Source organism: Streptomyces sp. 7N604, assembly GCF_052245475.1.
GTDB lineage: Bacteria > Actinomycetota > Actinomycetes > Streptomycetales > Streptomycetaceae > Streptomyces.
Genome location: NZ_JBQQBX010000008.1, coordinates 94,571 through 108,153 on the forward strand (window position 1 = coordinate 94,571; position 13,583 = coordinate 108,153).

Annotated in this window: 9 protein-coding genes; 5 read left to right on the forward strand and 4 right to left on the reverse strand. The window is 70.6% G+C overall.

Features of this window, described 5'->3' with window-relative positions:
- Window positions 1-88 precede the first annotated feature (88 nt).
- Entirely contained in the window at window positions 89-1,936 is a 1,848-nt protein-coding gene (gene recQ, locus ACTWP8_RS11065) for a DNA helicase RecQ (protein ID WP_443322063.1), read from the reverse strand.
- Between the two features lie 1,493 nt (window positions 1,937-3,429).
- Here recQ and ACTWP8_RS11070 point away from each other — a divergent pair.
- Both ACTWP8_RS11070 and ACTWP8_RS11075 read left to right on the forward strand, forming a co-directional pair.
- A complete protein-coding gene (locus ACTWP8_RS11070) occupies window positions 3,430-5,790 on the forward strand; it encodes a glycosyltransferase (RefSeq protein WP_443321953.1) in 2,361 nt (786 codons plus the stop codon).
- A complete protein-coding gene (locus ACTWP8_RS11075; RefSeq protein WP_443321954.1) occupies window positions 5,787-7,028 on the forward strand; it encodes an acyltransferase family protein in 1,242 nt (413 codons plus the stop codon). Before ACTWP8_RS11070 ends, ACTWP8_RS11075 begins: the two co-directional genes overlap by 4 nt.
- Here the strand turns inward: ACTWP8_RS11075 and ACTWP8_RS11080 are convergent.
- Window positions 7,007-7,186: a hypothetical protein gene (locus tag ACTWP8_RS11080; RefSeq protein ID WP_443321955.1), complete on the reverse strand. Its 180-nt coding sequence runs from the start codon at window positions 7,184-7,186 to the stop codon at window positions 7,007-7,009. The two genes, ACTWP8_RS11075 and ACTWP8_RS11080, sit on opposite strands and share 22 nt — an antisense overlap.
- Window positions 7,187-7,980: 794 nt before the next feature.
- On the opposite strand from ACTWP8_RS11080, the gene ACTWP8_RS11085 reads away from it, so the two are divergent.
- The gene (locus tag ACTWP8_RS11085) at window positions 7,981-8,268 is read left to right on the forward strand and encodes a hypothetical protein (RefSeq protein ID WP_443321956.1); all 288 of its coding nucleotides are present in this window, start codon (window positions 7,981-7,983) and stop codon (window positions 8,266-8,268) included.
- 113 nt (window positions 8,269-8,381) lie between these two features.
- Here the strand turns inward: ACTWP8_RS11085 and ACTWP8_RS11090 are convergent, their stop codons facing one another.
- The gene (locus ACTWP8_RS11090) at window positions 8,382-8,825 is read right to left on the reverse strand and encodes a MarR family winged helix-turn-helix transcriptional regulator (protein WP_443321957.1); all 444 of its coding nucleotides are present in this window, start codon (window positions 8,823-8,825) and stop codon (window positions 8,382-8,384) included.
- Window positions 8,826-8,955: 130 nt separating this feature from the next.
- Here ACTWP8_RS11090 and ACTWP8_RS11095 point away from each other — a divergent pair, with 130 nt between their 5' ends.
- Both ACTWP8_RS11095 and ACTWP8_RS11100 read left to right on the forward strand, forming a co-directional pair.
- The gene (locus tag ACTWP8_RS11095) at window positions 8,956-10,074 is read left to right on the forward strand and encodes an SMP-30/gluconolactonase/LRE family protein (RefSeq protein ID WP_443321958.1); all 1,119 of its coding nucleotides are present in this window, start codon (window positions 8,956-8,958) and stop codon (window positions 10,072-10,074) included.
- Between the two features lie 93 nt (window positions 10,075-10,167).
- Complete coding sequence (locus ACTWP8_RS11100; RefSeq protein ID WP_443321959.1) at window positions 10,168-11,010, forward strand: GNAT family N-acetyltransferase; 843 nt, start codon at window positions 10,168-10,170, stop codon at window positions 11,008-11,010.
- Window positions 11,011-11,196: 186 nt separating this feature from the next.
- Here ACTWP8_RS11100 and ACTWP8_RS11105 read toward each other — a convergent pair whose 3' ends face one another.
- Entirely contained in the window at window positions 11,197-13,434 is a 2,238-nt protein-coding gene (locus ACTWP8_RS11105) for a molybdopterin-dependent oxidoreductase (RefSeq protein WP_443321960.1), read from the reverse strand.
- Between the last annotated feature and the right edge of the window lie 149 nt (window positions 13,435-13,583).

Sequence of the window (13,583 nt, forward strand, 5' to 3'; positions counted from 1 at the left end):
GGCGTACGGGTCCGCTGAGGCGTACGGGTTCGGGTCCGCCGACGTCCCGGCCGGACGCATGGCCGACCGACCGAAACCGCCGGAACCGCTAGGCGGCCAGCAGATCCAGGATCTGCTGGCCGTACTTCGCCAGCTTGTTCTCGCCGACGCCGCCCACCGTTCCGAGTTCCGCCAGCGTCGACGGTGAGGTCGTGGCGATCTCCCGCAGCGTCGCGTCGTGGAAGATCACGTACGCGGGCACGCCCTGTTCCTTCGCCGTGGCCGCGCGCCAGGCACGGAGCTCCTCGAAGACCGGTACGGCCTCCTCGGGCAGTTCCACGGGTGCGCTGCGCCGGGACGCGTCGGTCTTCGAGGGCTTCGCGGCTCGCGCCGCGGCCCGCTCGGGCTCGCGCCGCAGCAGGACCTTGCGCTCGCCGCGCAGCACGTCGGCGCTCTCGTCCGTCAGCACGAGCGTGCCGTACTCGCCCTCGACGGTGAGGAGCCCCTGGGCCAGCAACTGCCGCACCGCGCCCCGCCACTCGGCCTCGCGCAGCTCCGTACCGATGCCGAAGACGCTCAGCGCGTCGTGGTCGAACTGAATGACCTTCGCCGTCTTCTTCCCGAGCAGGATGTCGATGATCTGGCCCGCCCCGAACTTCTGGCCGCGCTCGCGCTTGAGCCGGACCACGGTCGAGAGCAGCTTCTGGGCGGCGACCGTGCCGTCCCACGACTCGGGCGGCACCAGGCACGTATCGCAGTTGCCGCACGCGGTGCTCTTCTGCCCGAAGTAGGCCAGCAGCTGCACGCGGCGGCACTCGACCGTCTCGCAGAGAGCCAGCATGGCGTCGAGGTGGGTGGCGAGGCGGCGGCGGTGGGCCTCGTCGCCCTCGGAGTCGGCGATCATCTTCCGCTGCTGGACGACGTCCTGGAGGCCGTACGCCAGCCAGGCGGTGGAGGGCAGCCCGTCGCGGCCCGCGCGCCCCGTCTCCTGGTAGTAGCCCTCGACGGACTTGGGCAGGTCGAGGTGGGCGACGAACCGTACGTCCGGCTTGTCGATGCCCATGCCGAAGGCGATGGTGGCGACGATGACCACGCCGTCCTCGCGCAGGAAGCGCGCCTGGTGCGCGGCGCGGGTACGGGCGTCGAGACCGGCGTGGTACGGCAACGCCTCGATCCCGTTCCGTACGAGGAACTCGGCGGTCTTCTCGACGGAGGCCCGCGACAGGCAGTAGACGATGCCCGCGTCCCCGGGGTGCTCGTCGCGCAACAGCCGCAGCAGTTGCTTCTTCGGCTCCGCCTTCGGCGCGATCCGGTACTGGATGTTGGGCCGGTCGAAGCTCGCCACGAAGTGGCGGGCGTCCTGCAGCTTGAGCCGGGACGCGATCTCGGCGTGGGTGGCGGGCGTGGCGGTCGCGGTCAGCGCGATGCGGGGGATGTCGGGCCAGCGCTCATGCAGCTCGGACAGGGCGAGATAGTCGGGCCGGAAGTCGTGGCCCCACTGCGCCACGCAGTGGGCCTCGTCGATGGCGAAGAGCGAGACCGTACCGCGGTCCAGCAGGCGTGCGGTCGACTCGACGCGCAGCCGCTCCGGCGCCAGGTAGAGCAAGTCCAGCTCGCCCGCGAGGAATTCGGCCTCGACGAGCCGCCGCTCGTCGGGATCCTGCGTGGAGTTGAGAAACCCGGCCCGCACCCCGAGGGCCCGCAGCGCATCGACCTGGTCCTGCATGAGCGCGATGAGCGGCGAGACGACGACCCCGACGCCTTTTCGTACGAGCGCGGGGATCTGGTAGCAGAGCGACTTCCCGCCGCCGGTCGGCATGAGCACGAGCGCGTCGCCTCCGGCGGCGACGTGCTCGATGATTTCTTGCTGCTCGCCGCGGAAGGCGTCGTACCCGAAGACGCGATGCAGCACCTGCAGAGCGGGGCTCGCGCCATTGACGTCACTCGTGGCGCTCATGTCACTCACGCCGCTTGCGTCGCTCGCGTTGCTCGTGTCGCTCGCGTCGCTCACCGCGGGACCGGTCGTCTCGGGGTCTGCCATCCGACCATCCTAGGAGGACCTCCCGGCGCTCGATGGGCCGTTCCCGAGCAACCGCGCCTCCGAGGGAGGCCGCCGACCGACGACGGCCTCCACGGACCGGCCCGGACCGGCAATGGAGGTCGCCGGCCCATCAAGACGAGATCGCTATTTCGCTCACCGGCCCAGGTTCCCCACCCGGCACACCCTCGCCAGCACCGGAACCGTCTCCTTCGTCGTAGACCGGCTCCTCGTCCGCCGGGGGATCCTCCGAGCGGGGCGGCGCAGACGACGCCGGGAGCCACCACCTGCACCCCTGCCTCGAGCTCCTCGCTTTTCTCCGACGACGCCGAGGCCAGGGCCCACATCGGCCACGGTCCGTCCCCTTGGGTCGAGTCCGTGTTTGGGGCTTAATCATCGCGTTACGCCCATGTAGGTGTGATGTCATAGTGATCGTTGAGGCTGATGAGGCTGACGCACACGGTCAAGGTGCGTGGTCAGATGCTGTCGTGACATTTCGGTCCTCCCCCACGATCCGACCAGGATGGGACCCCATAGATGCAGAATCCACTGAAGCGCGCTCTCGCGCTTCGGGGCCTCGCCGGCGCGTGCACCGACGAGTTCGGGCGGTTCACGGACGGGGTGGCCCCGTGCGCCCCGGCCTCGGCCAGCGGTCGACCCGGCTCCCGATTGATCTCCTTATCGGGCACGGGGGCCGTACAGCGCTCTCGTCGTAAACTCGCCCGTCCGGCCGGGAAGTTGATGGAGCGTCATCGGCGCGCCACGGACACCACGGACCGCCGGATGGATTCAGCCGTTCGCCCGGCCCCGGTCGTTCCGATGGTTTCACGACACGCATCGGAAGGGCGGCCGCGATACGGTCGCCCCTCTCCCCCAGCGCCGCTTTCCTGCGCGTCCCCCTGCCGCGGATTCTCCGTACGCCGCGCGCGCTGCGCACCCAGCCGAAGAACCGGCCCATAGAGCGTCCCGCCCGGACCGGCCGTGCAGCCCGCCGCGCGGGCGGCCGTGCGCCGTGCCGACCAGTGCAAGCGCAGCCTGCGGACCCGGCACCAAGCCGCCGAAAGCCGCGGCACCAGTCGGTCCGGCCTCGCTCCCGCGCAGGGGCAGCACAGCTGTCCTGAACCGACCGCAGTCCGCAGGCCCTTCGACGCTCGGCGCAACCCGGTCCAGCCTCCAACGCTCTTCGTGGCCAGACCGGTTGTCGCATGCCCCCGCCTAAGCCCTCCTGTAAGGAAGGAAATCCTCAGGTGCTCACTTCGCACCAGCCAGGTTCGCCGAATACATCCGTAGCTGCTCCCGGCCCGCGACCCGACTCATCCAGATCCGAGCCCGCCGCTCCCGCCCCCGCCCCCGCCCCCACCCGCGGGCGGGTGCTGGCGGTCGGTCCGCCGGGGCCGAGGCTCGAGCGGCTGATGCAGACCCTGGTGTCGACCGGGCACGAGGTCAGCCATGCCGAGCCCGGCCGGGTGAACCTGGAGGTCCAGCAGGCCCCTCTGGACGCGATCGTCGCCCTGGACGGCGGCCCGGACGGATCCGGCAGGGCCGTCGGCCCTGACGGATCCAGCGGGCCCCACGGACCGGACAGTTCCAGCAGACACGGCACCCACGGCACCCCCGGCACCCCCGGCACTCCCGGCGCACCCGGCCGACCCGACCGGCTCGACGTGATCCGCGAAGTCCGCGCCATCCCCGCCGGCCGCGCGCTGCCGCTGCTCATGGTCGCGGCCAACCCCGCCTCCGCCGATGTCGCGGACATGCTGCGCCACGGTGCCGACGACTGCATACCCGAGGCCTCCGACCCGGTCGAGCTGTCCGCCCGTATAGAGGCCAAGCTGCGCCGCGTCCCCGTCCCCGTCGAGAACCTGCTCCTCGACCCCCGTACCGGCCTCTACTCCGAGCCGCACTTCCTCGACGAACTCGACCGGGAACTGCAGCGTCCCGAGCCCGCACGCCGCGGCGGCGTCGTGGCGACGGTCGCCGTGGCCGAGATGAGCGCCCTGGAATCCCGGCTCGGCCCGCGCGTACGCCGGGAGGTCGCCGAGCGGCTGGCCGGAGTGGCGGAGAAGCTCGGCAGTGTCTGTGACCGGCTCGGGTGGGACGACCACGGCCGCCTGCTCATGCTGATGCCCGGCGTGGACGAGGAGGCGGCGCGCCGCAGCCTCGAGAAGTTCGCGAACACGGTCGCGGGCACCCGGTTCATCGTCGCCGACGAGAACGTCCGGCTGACCCCGGCGATCGGATGGACTCCGCTGGCCGACTGCGGCGACCACACGCAGGCCGTCGAGAAGGCCCGGGACGCGGCGGCCGAAGCGACCCGTCACCGCGATCTGCGTCCGGTCAAGTACGCCCCGTGGATGCGTTCACCACAGCGGCACCGGCGCCCTTTCCTCGGTTCCCTCGCCTCCCTCGGAGCCGCCGTCCGCGGCCTGCTGTCCGCGCTGTCCCCGGTTGTCGTGGTCCTGTTAGGCGTGGGCGTGCCCTTCCTGCTGTACCAGCAGATGTACGAGCTGGGCTGGGACCTCGGCTCGGCCATGTACTGGGTGGTGGTGGGCGGCCTCCTGGCGTCCGCGGCGCTCATCGTGGTGGAGTGCCTGTTCTCGCTCGATTCGGTGCCCCGGCCGGACCGGCCCGCGCAGCCGTATCCACCCGCGAGCGCGGTCATCGCCGCGTATCTGCCGAACGAGGCGGCGACCATCGTCGACACCGTCGAATCGTTCCTGCGCCTGGACTACCCGAACGACCTGGAGATCGTGCTCGCGTACAACACGCCGCACCCGCTGCCCGTCGAGGACACGCTCCGCGAGATCGCCCGCCGCGACCCGCGTCTCGTACTCCTCCCGGTGCAGGGCAGCACCTCCAAGGCCCAGAACATCAACGCCGCGGTCACCCGCGTGCGCGGCGAGATGGTCGGCATCTTCGACGCCGACCACCACCCGGCTCCGGGCGCCTTCCAGCACGCCTGGCACTGGCTGTCGAACGGCTACGACGTCGTCCAGGGCCACTGCGTGATCCGCAACGGCGACAGCACCTGGGTCTCGAGGCTGGTGGGGGTGGAGTTCGAGACGATCTACGCGGTGAGCCACCCCGGCCGTACCCGGCTGTACGGATTCGGCGTCTTCGGCGGCTCCAACGGCTTCTGGCGCACCGACCTGCTCGCCCGGACCCGGATGCACGGCTCGATGCTGACCGAGGACATCGACTCCACGATGCGCGCCCTGAACGAGGGCGCACGGTTCGCCGTCGACCGCACCCTCATCTCCCACGAGCTGGCGCCCACGACGCTGAAGTCGCTGTGGAACCAGAGGTCGCGGTGGGCGCAGGGCTGGCTCCAGGTCTCGCTCAAGTACCTGTGGCGAAGCCTGCGCTCCCCGGTCTTCACGGCCCGCCAGAAGCTCGGGCTCTTCGTGCTGCTCGGCTGGCGCGAGGTGCAGCCCTGGCTGACGCTGCAGATCCTGCCCATCCTGCTGTACTCGGCCTGGCGGTCGGGCGGCCTGACCAAGCTCGACTGGGCGGTGCCGGTCTGCCTGCTGGCCACCCTGTTCACGGTGTCGGCCGGGCTGGTGCAGGCGGCGTTCGCCTGGCGTCTCGCCGTACCCGAACTGCGCAGGCGCCGCGGGTGGTTCTGGCGGTACGTGCTGGTGTCGACGTTCTTCTACTCCCACTTCAAGAACATGCTCGCGCGGCTGGCGTTCCTCAAGGAGGCGTTGGGAGACCGGCAGTGGCGGGTCACGCCGCGGGCCGCCGCCGCGAAGAAGGCGGTGGCCAAGCCGTGAGCGCTCCGACCGCCCGTACTGCGGAGCCCGGGTCCGCCGCCGGGCCCTCGCCGCGTCCGCCGGAGGGCGCACCCGCGAGCAGCCGCGCCCGTGAGATCGAGGGTTACCGGGGTCTCGCCGCGCTGAGCACGGTCATCTTCCACGTCTGGCAGCAGTACTTCCGGTACGACGCGGGGGGCTCCCACCCGCCGGTGGACAACCCGTTCGTGGGAGCGGCAATCTCCCTCGAGGTCATCGACCTCTTCTTCGTGATGTCCGCGTATCTGCTGACCCTGACGTATGCGCGCGCGGCGATCGACGGAGGTCCGATACGGCCCGCCCGGGTGTTCCTGTTCCGCCGGGCGATCCGGATCGTACCGCTGTACTTCCTCGCGGTCCTGGTCGTCTGGGCGACCCGCAACCCGACCCTGCCGGGCAACTGGCTGGACCTGGTCGAGCATCTCACCTTCACCCATGTCTTCGACCGGGAGCAGATCTTCTTCACCATCGGCCCCACCTGGTCTCTGTCGCTGGAGATGATGTTCTACCTGGCGCTCGTCGCGCTCGGACCGCTGGCGGTGCGTGCCTGCCGACCGCTGCGGCAGCGGAGCACGCGGGTGGCCGTGTGCGCCGCGGGTTGCCTGCTGCTGTTCGTGGGGCCGCTCGTCTGGATCGCGCTCGCGCACTACGCGTTCGGGGTGCCGCACACCAGCTGGCCCGTGTACTTCGGCCCGCAGGCCCGCTTCGGCGGGTTCGCGGCGGGCATGGGGCTGGCCGTGCTGATGGTCGGGCTCGGCGAGCGGGGACGGATGCGTACGGGGTCGGCGTGGGCGCTGCGGGCGGCCGTACTGGTGAGCCTGTACCTGCTGTCGCTGCTGTCGGCCCCGGAGAACGCCCTGTTCACCTTCTTCCACCCGCTGGCCAGTCTGCTGTGGGTGCTGCTGCTGTTCAGCACGATCCACGTACGCAAGCAGGGGCAGTGGCACCGCGCGCTGCGGGCCCGCTGGCTCACCTACATCGGGCTGATCAGCTACAGCCTCTTCATCTGGCACGAGCCGATCATGCTCCAGCTCTACAAGTCCGGGCTGCTGCCGACAGGGCAGGCGGGTTATCCGCTGGCCACGGCGATCGTGCTGGCGGTGGCGGTGCCCGCGGCGGTGGCGAGCTACTGGGTGATCGAGTATCCGTCGAGCATGCTCGGGCGACTCAAGGACAAAACCGGCAAACCGCGCGAGTTCTACCCGGAGCCGGCGCGGTAGGCGTTGCCGCCGTCCCGCGAAGCCACGAAGCCCTTCCGTCCGAGCGGACGGAGGGGCTTCTGGCTGTCGGCACACCAGCCAATGATCTCGGGCCGCTTGGGCACCAGCGCATCAGCGCCGTTGCCGGTGACACCGGCAACGGCGCCGGAGGACCCCATGGCCGGGACCGTGTCCGCCGACAACCGCCGTCATTTCCTGCTCACTTCCGGTGCCGCCGTCGCGGGAACCGCAGCCGCGTGGTCGCGGATCCCGAGGCCGCGGCAGGGCAGCGCTCCGCCGCCCGCCGCGGAGCCCGGGCGGACCTCCGCCCGGCCGCAGCCCCGCCCGCAGACCCGGCGGGCGGCGCCGTGCGCCACGACGACGCCCGACACCACGGCGCGTCTCGGCGGCAGTGGCGGCGCCGGCCACCGGCGGCTGGTCTCCGACCCCGGCTGGCCACTGGTCGTACGCGGTGAGCTGGCCGCTCCCCGGACCGGGCGCCAGGACCGGCGCACCGCCCTGGCGTGCTTCGTCCAGTTCCCGTCTCGACGCCCGCGACCCGGTGACGGGCCTCAACGACGACGCCACGGCGCGCCTTCAACGACCTGCCCTACTCGCGCCCGAGCCTGTTGGCACGCCTGGTGCGGTACAGCAACCACGATCGCGACGCCCTGACCGAATCCCTCCAACAGGCGGGTGGCACCGACGGGTTGACGGCGAAGCTACTCGCCACAGGCCTCGCCACCCTCTCCAGCGGCTCGACCCCTGACCTGCCGCGTTCGGAGACCCAGTGGTGGGTGTGCTCCACCATCGATGACGCCGCCAGGCTCGGCCAGTTGGGGATCGCGAACGCCTCAAAAGCGAGGCATGGTGGGGATTGCGGGACGCGGGCCGAGCGCAACTGCTCTCGCCCCTTCGGGTATGTGTGCCGGAACCCGCATGCCGACTGATGAGTACGGTCCACAGTGGTCGCATGAGCCTGACGACCAGCGGCAAGCCCCCGGGACCCGTGCGGTTCTACCTGCTGTGCGACCACCGCGACTGCGAGGTGCGCGCCGTCTTCGACATGGTCATCTCCGACCCGGGGCCGTCAATCGACGAAGATCTCATCGGCCACCTCCTCCACAGCGCCAGCACCGCCGCTCCCCACATCGAGGAGCTCGGATGGACCTTCATCCAGGGCGACGGCTACTGGTGCCCGACCTGCTCCACCCCGCCCTCGAAGCGACGTCGCGGGGGCGGGCGGGCAAAGTCCTCCTGAGCGACGCTCGACCGGCACAGCGACGAGTCGGCCCCATCTGCGGCCGTGGCGCTTATACCGCTGAGAGGCCGGCAGGCGGCCCATGTCCAGGCGGTGGAGGGTGCGCCACACGCCTAGGACGGCCGGGCGGAGTCGAGGAAGTCGATGCAGCGGGCCAGCAGGGCGACCAGCGTCTCCCGTTCCTCCGCGGTGAACTCGGCGGCGAGCCCCCGCTCGACGCGTACGGCGCGGGCGTCCGCGTCGGCCATCACCTCCCGGCCCTTCCCCGTGAGCCGTGTCTCCAGGACGTTCTTGTGCCACTCGTGAGGGCTGCGCTCGATCAGGCGGCGCTCCTGGAGGTTCTTCAGCACGGTGTTCATCGTCGGCGGGGTAACGCCGCACGCCCTGGCCAGTGCGGCGGCCGAGATGCCGGGGTTCTCCGACAGATACAGCAGGGCCGCGTACTGCGACACCGTCAGGCCGGACGGCTTCAGCACAGCGTGCTTGGTCGCGTTGAGCGCTTGCTCAGCGCGCTTGAGATGAGAACCCAGGCGCTCGTGAACGGGCATTGACGTCATCTGCGCATGCTAACGAGCCGACAAGGATTCGAACCTTGCCCAATATTAGAGTTCTAACTAGTATGTGTACTCAATCTAAAGCTAGGGCTCTACTCATTGCCCAGAAGCAGCCGCCGGAGAGAGAGGCACCATGCCCCGCGTACCTCAGCACCGCCCCGTTTCCCTCGCCTTAGTGGTCACGGCCGCGATCACGGCCCTCGTCGCCGCCGTCCCCCTCACCTCCACCGCACAGACCACGCAGGCCATCGAGCCGACAGCCTCTCGAGCCGCCGAACCACATGCACGGATCTCCACCGCGTACGAACTGCCCGGTGACCGCGTCTACCCCGAGGGCATCGCCGCCGACCCGCGAACCGGAGACCTCTACGCCGGGTCGTACGCCGACGGCACGGTCTTCAAGATGACGCCGGGCCGGCGGGTGGCGGAGGAGTTCCTGCCCGCGGGCGCGGACGGGCGCAGGACCACCAACGGGCTGAAGGTGGACCGGTCCGGGCGGCTGTGGGTGATCGACTCCACCTCCGGAGTCTCCGTGTACGACGTGCGCAGCCGCCGTCTTCTCGCCCGCTTCGACGTCCCCGGTCAGAGTCCCGGCCACCGTCCCGGTCAGAGCTCCGGTCAGAGCTCCGATCAGAGCTCCGGTCAGAGCTCTGGTCAGCTCGCGATCTTCGTCAACGACCTCGCCCTTACCCAGGACGGCACCGCCTACCTCACCGACAGCCGCCGCGCCGTCGTATACCGTGTCACCCCCCACCAGTTGGCGCAGGCCCAAGCGAACGGCGGGCGCGCGACGCTCACCCCCCGCTTCGACCTGAGCACGGTTCTCGAACCGCACGCGCCCGACGCGTACAGCCTCAACGGGATCGTCGCCGACCCGTCAGGGCGCTATCTGCTCACTGTGGACATGACCGGCGGCGACCTCTACCGCCTCGACCTCGCCTCGGGCGGAATCCGCCAAGTCGCCCTTCACGGAGGCGACATGCTGCACGCCGACGGGCTGGAACTGCGCCACGGCAGGCTGTGGGCGGTGCACAACACCGACCACGCCATCAGCCGGTGGCGCGTCACCCGGGACGGCTTCGCGGCGCGTGCGGAGCGGCGGGTCACCGACCAGGCGCTGCAGCTGCCGACCACGCTGGTACGTCGGCACGGGACGCTGTACGTCGTCCGCTCGCAGTTCGACAAGGGCGGCCCGATGGGACCGGGCACACCGCAGATTCCCTTCACCATCGCGTCCGTGCACGGCATCTAGCCCCCGATGCCGCTGACTCTGTCGGCCCCAGAGCCGCGTGCCAGGGCGTAATGCGGTGGCAGCGGTTCGCGACCTGCTGCTTGGATGCGCGGTGTGACGTCTGTGGATCTTGATGATCGCAGTGAGCTGCTGGACCGGCTCGAGCAGTACTACGACGCTGTTCCCCGATCCGTTGCCCGGGCCGAGGACTTCGGGCCGCTCACGCTGTTCATCCGGGAGGGGCAGGGATGGCCCTTCTACGCCCGCCCGGCCCTGAGGCGGTCCGGAGCGGTGAGTGCCGCCGATGTCACCCGGGTGCGCGTCCGACAGCGGGAACTGGGCGTCCCGGAGAGTTTCGAGTGGATTGCCGAGACGACACCCGCGCTGAGGGCGGCGGTCGAGCAGACGGGGCTTGCGGTGCGCGAGCACCCCTTGATGGTGCTGGGCTCGGACGTACCGACCCCCGCCGTGCCCGAACGGGCTGACGATGTGGTGCTGCGGACCGTCGGGCCGGACGATCCCGTGCTGCCGAGCGCGCTGGCCGTCCCACACCTGGCCTTCGCCGATCCCGGAACCGGTGTCGGTGAGGCCGGTGTGGCGGAACTGGGCGGGGCGGTGCGGGACCGCGCCGGTGACGGGTCGGTGGACGGCGCGGCGGCACGCATCCGGGCCGGTCTGACGTGTGTTGCCGCCGCGGTGGAGAACGGAACGGCGCTTTGCGCCGGTCAGCACCAGCCGGTCGGGAAGGTGAGTGAAATCGTCGGGGTGGGAACCCTGCCGACCGCACGCCGTCGTGGCCTTGCGCTCGCGGTCACCGCGGTGCTGGTGGCCGACACCCGGTCGCGAGGTGTCGAGACGGTGTTCTTGTCCGCGGGCGACGACGATGTCGCTCGGATCTATGCCCGGCTCGGCTTCCGCCGCGTGGCCACCGCACTGATCGCCGAACCCGTCGAGTAGCGACTCGTGGGCAGGGTTCCAGAGGCCTCTGTGGTGCTGGGAACGCGTGCTACAAGCTCAAGCAGGTGGTGGTGGCGTGGGCGATGGGCTTGCCTTGGCCTTCCAGCGCTTTGCCTTCGGCGGTGGCAGTGCGGCGGCCCTTCTCCTATGTGGTGCTGGTGCCGGCGGCAGGGTCGGGGGTGTGCGTCAGGCCGGGAGGGGTTCGATGCGGGCGGGGACGTGTTTGTGCCAGGGAGTGCCGGCGATGGGGTCGCGCCAGTGCAGGTCGGTGAGGGTGTTCAGGGCGACGCCGGTGCGCTCGGTGCCGTCCGCGGTGGGCAGGTCGAGGCCGAATCCGTTGGGCAGCGCGGCATGGCCCGCCTGCATGCGGTCGTCGATCTCGACGGTGGCCTGGGCGGTGCCGCGTTGGGTGGTGATCTGCGCGAATGCGCCCTCGGCCAGGCCGAGTTGCTCGGCATCGTGGCGGCTGATGCGCAGGGCGCCCTCCTGGTCGCGCTTGCGCCAGGTGTTGTCGCGGAAGATGGTGTTCGCGGTGAACGCCCGGCGCTGCCCGGCGGCCAGGACGATGGGGAACTCCTCGGTGGTGTGCACGGCCTGGGTGGTGTCCAGACCGGTCAGCAGGTCCAGGAGTTCGGGGATGGGCAGCGGGATGCGGTGTCCGGGGTGGGACACGTACCGCCAGGCGTCGTCGTACTCATCCTGGGTGAAGGTGACGCCGGAGCGGCCGGCCAGCATCGCGGCGAACAGAGAGTCGGCGTCGGCATGTCCGGCGCGGCGCATGGCGGAGGGGTACTCCTTGGCGATGCGCTGAGCGAGCGCCCACAGCACGGCGGCAGACCGGGCGCCATCCGGCAGGGTCGGACCGAGGGTCTCGTACAGCAGGTACGGGGCCATGCCGGTCGTGCTCTTGTCGATGGCGGCCAGGGCGGCGAAGGCGAGCTTGTAGGGCGTACGGCCCATGCGGGCCGCGGCGCGCAGCAGCGCCAGGCGGCTGTGGGGGACGGCGTGGAGTTCGCGGATGAGGCGTGCGTAGATCTCGGGTTCGGTCAGGGTGCCGGGAAGCGGGTCGAGGACCGGGGCGCGCAGGTGGAAGGTGTTGCGGGGGAACTCGAAGGTGAAGAAGGTGGCTTCCCACTTCTCGAACTGGGAGGCGGCGGGCAGCACATAGTCGGCCTGACGGCCGGTCTCGGTCAGCGCGATGTCGATGACCACGACCACATCAAGCGCGGCCAGTGCCTCGCTGAAGGCGGCGGAGTCGGCCAGGGAGTGCGCAGGATTGGACGACTCGATGACCATCGCGCGGAACCGGTCGGGGTGGTCGGTGAGGATCTCCTCGGCGATGACGTTGCACGGCACCAGCCCGCCGGGCATGCGGGCGCCGGTGACCGGGGTGCGGCGCGGACGGGTCGAGTAGTGGGCCAGCGGGGCGATCCACGAGTGCGGCTGCATGGCACCGCGCTTGGCGAAGTTCCCGGTCAGGAGCCAGATCAGCTTGTTGAGGTAGGACACCAGCGTGCTGTTGGGGCCCTGCTGCACCCCCAGGTCCTCATACGTCGACACGCTCGATGCGGTGCCGATCCGCCGCGCCGCCGTGCGCAGTTGCTCCTCGTCCAGGCCACAGGTCTGCGCGCAGCGGGCGATGTCCACCGTCTTCAGCTGCTCCAGCACGGTCTCGGCGCCGGTGGTGCGGTCGGTCAGGAAGGCGTGGTCGACGAGGTCTTCCTGGACCAGGACGCCGAGGATGCCGGCCAGGCACCAGGCGTCGGTGCCGGGCCGCACCTGGAGGTGGATGTCGGCGAGGTCGGCGGTCTCGGTGCGCACCGGATCGATGACGATCACGGCGCGGTCCGGGTCTTTGGCGATGTCCTTCAGGACCGTACGGGCCCGGGGCACGCCGTGGGACTGCCAGGGATTCTTGCCGACGAAGACGGCGACCTCGGCGTGCTCGAAGTCGCCGGTGGTGTGCCCGCCTGTCAGGTGGGCGTCGACGAAACCCTCACCGGTCTTCTCCTGAGCGAGAGGGTTGGAGCGGTAGCGGGCGCCGAGGGCGCGCATCAGGGCGCCGCTGTAGGCGCCGCCGAGGTGGTTGCCCTGCCCGCCGCCGCCGTAGAAGAAGATCGACTTGCCGCCGTGGGTGTCGCGCACCGTCTCCAGCCGGGCGGCGATCTCGCTGATGGCGGAGTCCCAGTCGATCGGGGTGAAGCTCCCGTCCGCCTCCCGGCGCAGCGGCGTGGTCAGCCGGACGCCGCCGTTTTGGTAATGGTCCAGGCGCAGGGCCTTGTTGCAGGTGTAGCCGGCGGTGGCGACGTGCTCCTTGTCGCCGCGAATCTTCGCGAACGCGCGACCGTCGGTCTGGATCCGGATGCCGCAGTTGTTCTCGCACAGGATGCACGCGCTCTTGTGCCAGGTGGCGTCGGCTGTCATCTGCTGCTCCTCCGTCTGGTGTGCGCCGTCCCGGCGCGCGGCATCTGTCCGTGGGTGGATCTGCGCTATCTGTCAGTGGGTGGATCTGCGGTGGGCCCGGGCACCTGAGGCTCGAGGGCTCGGCGTCGTCGTCTACTGCGCCGGTCCCA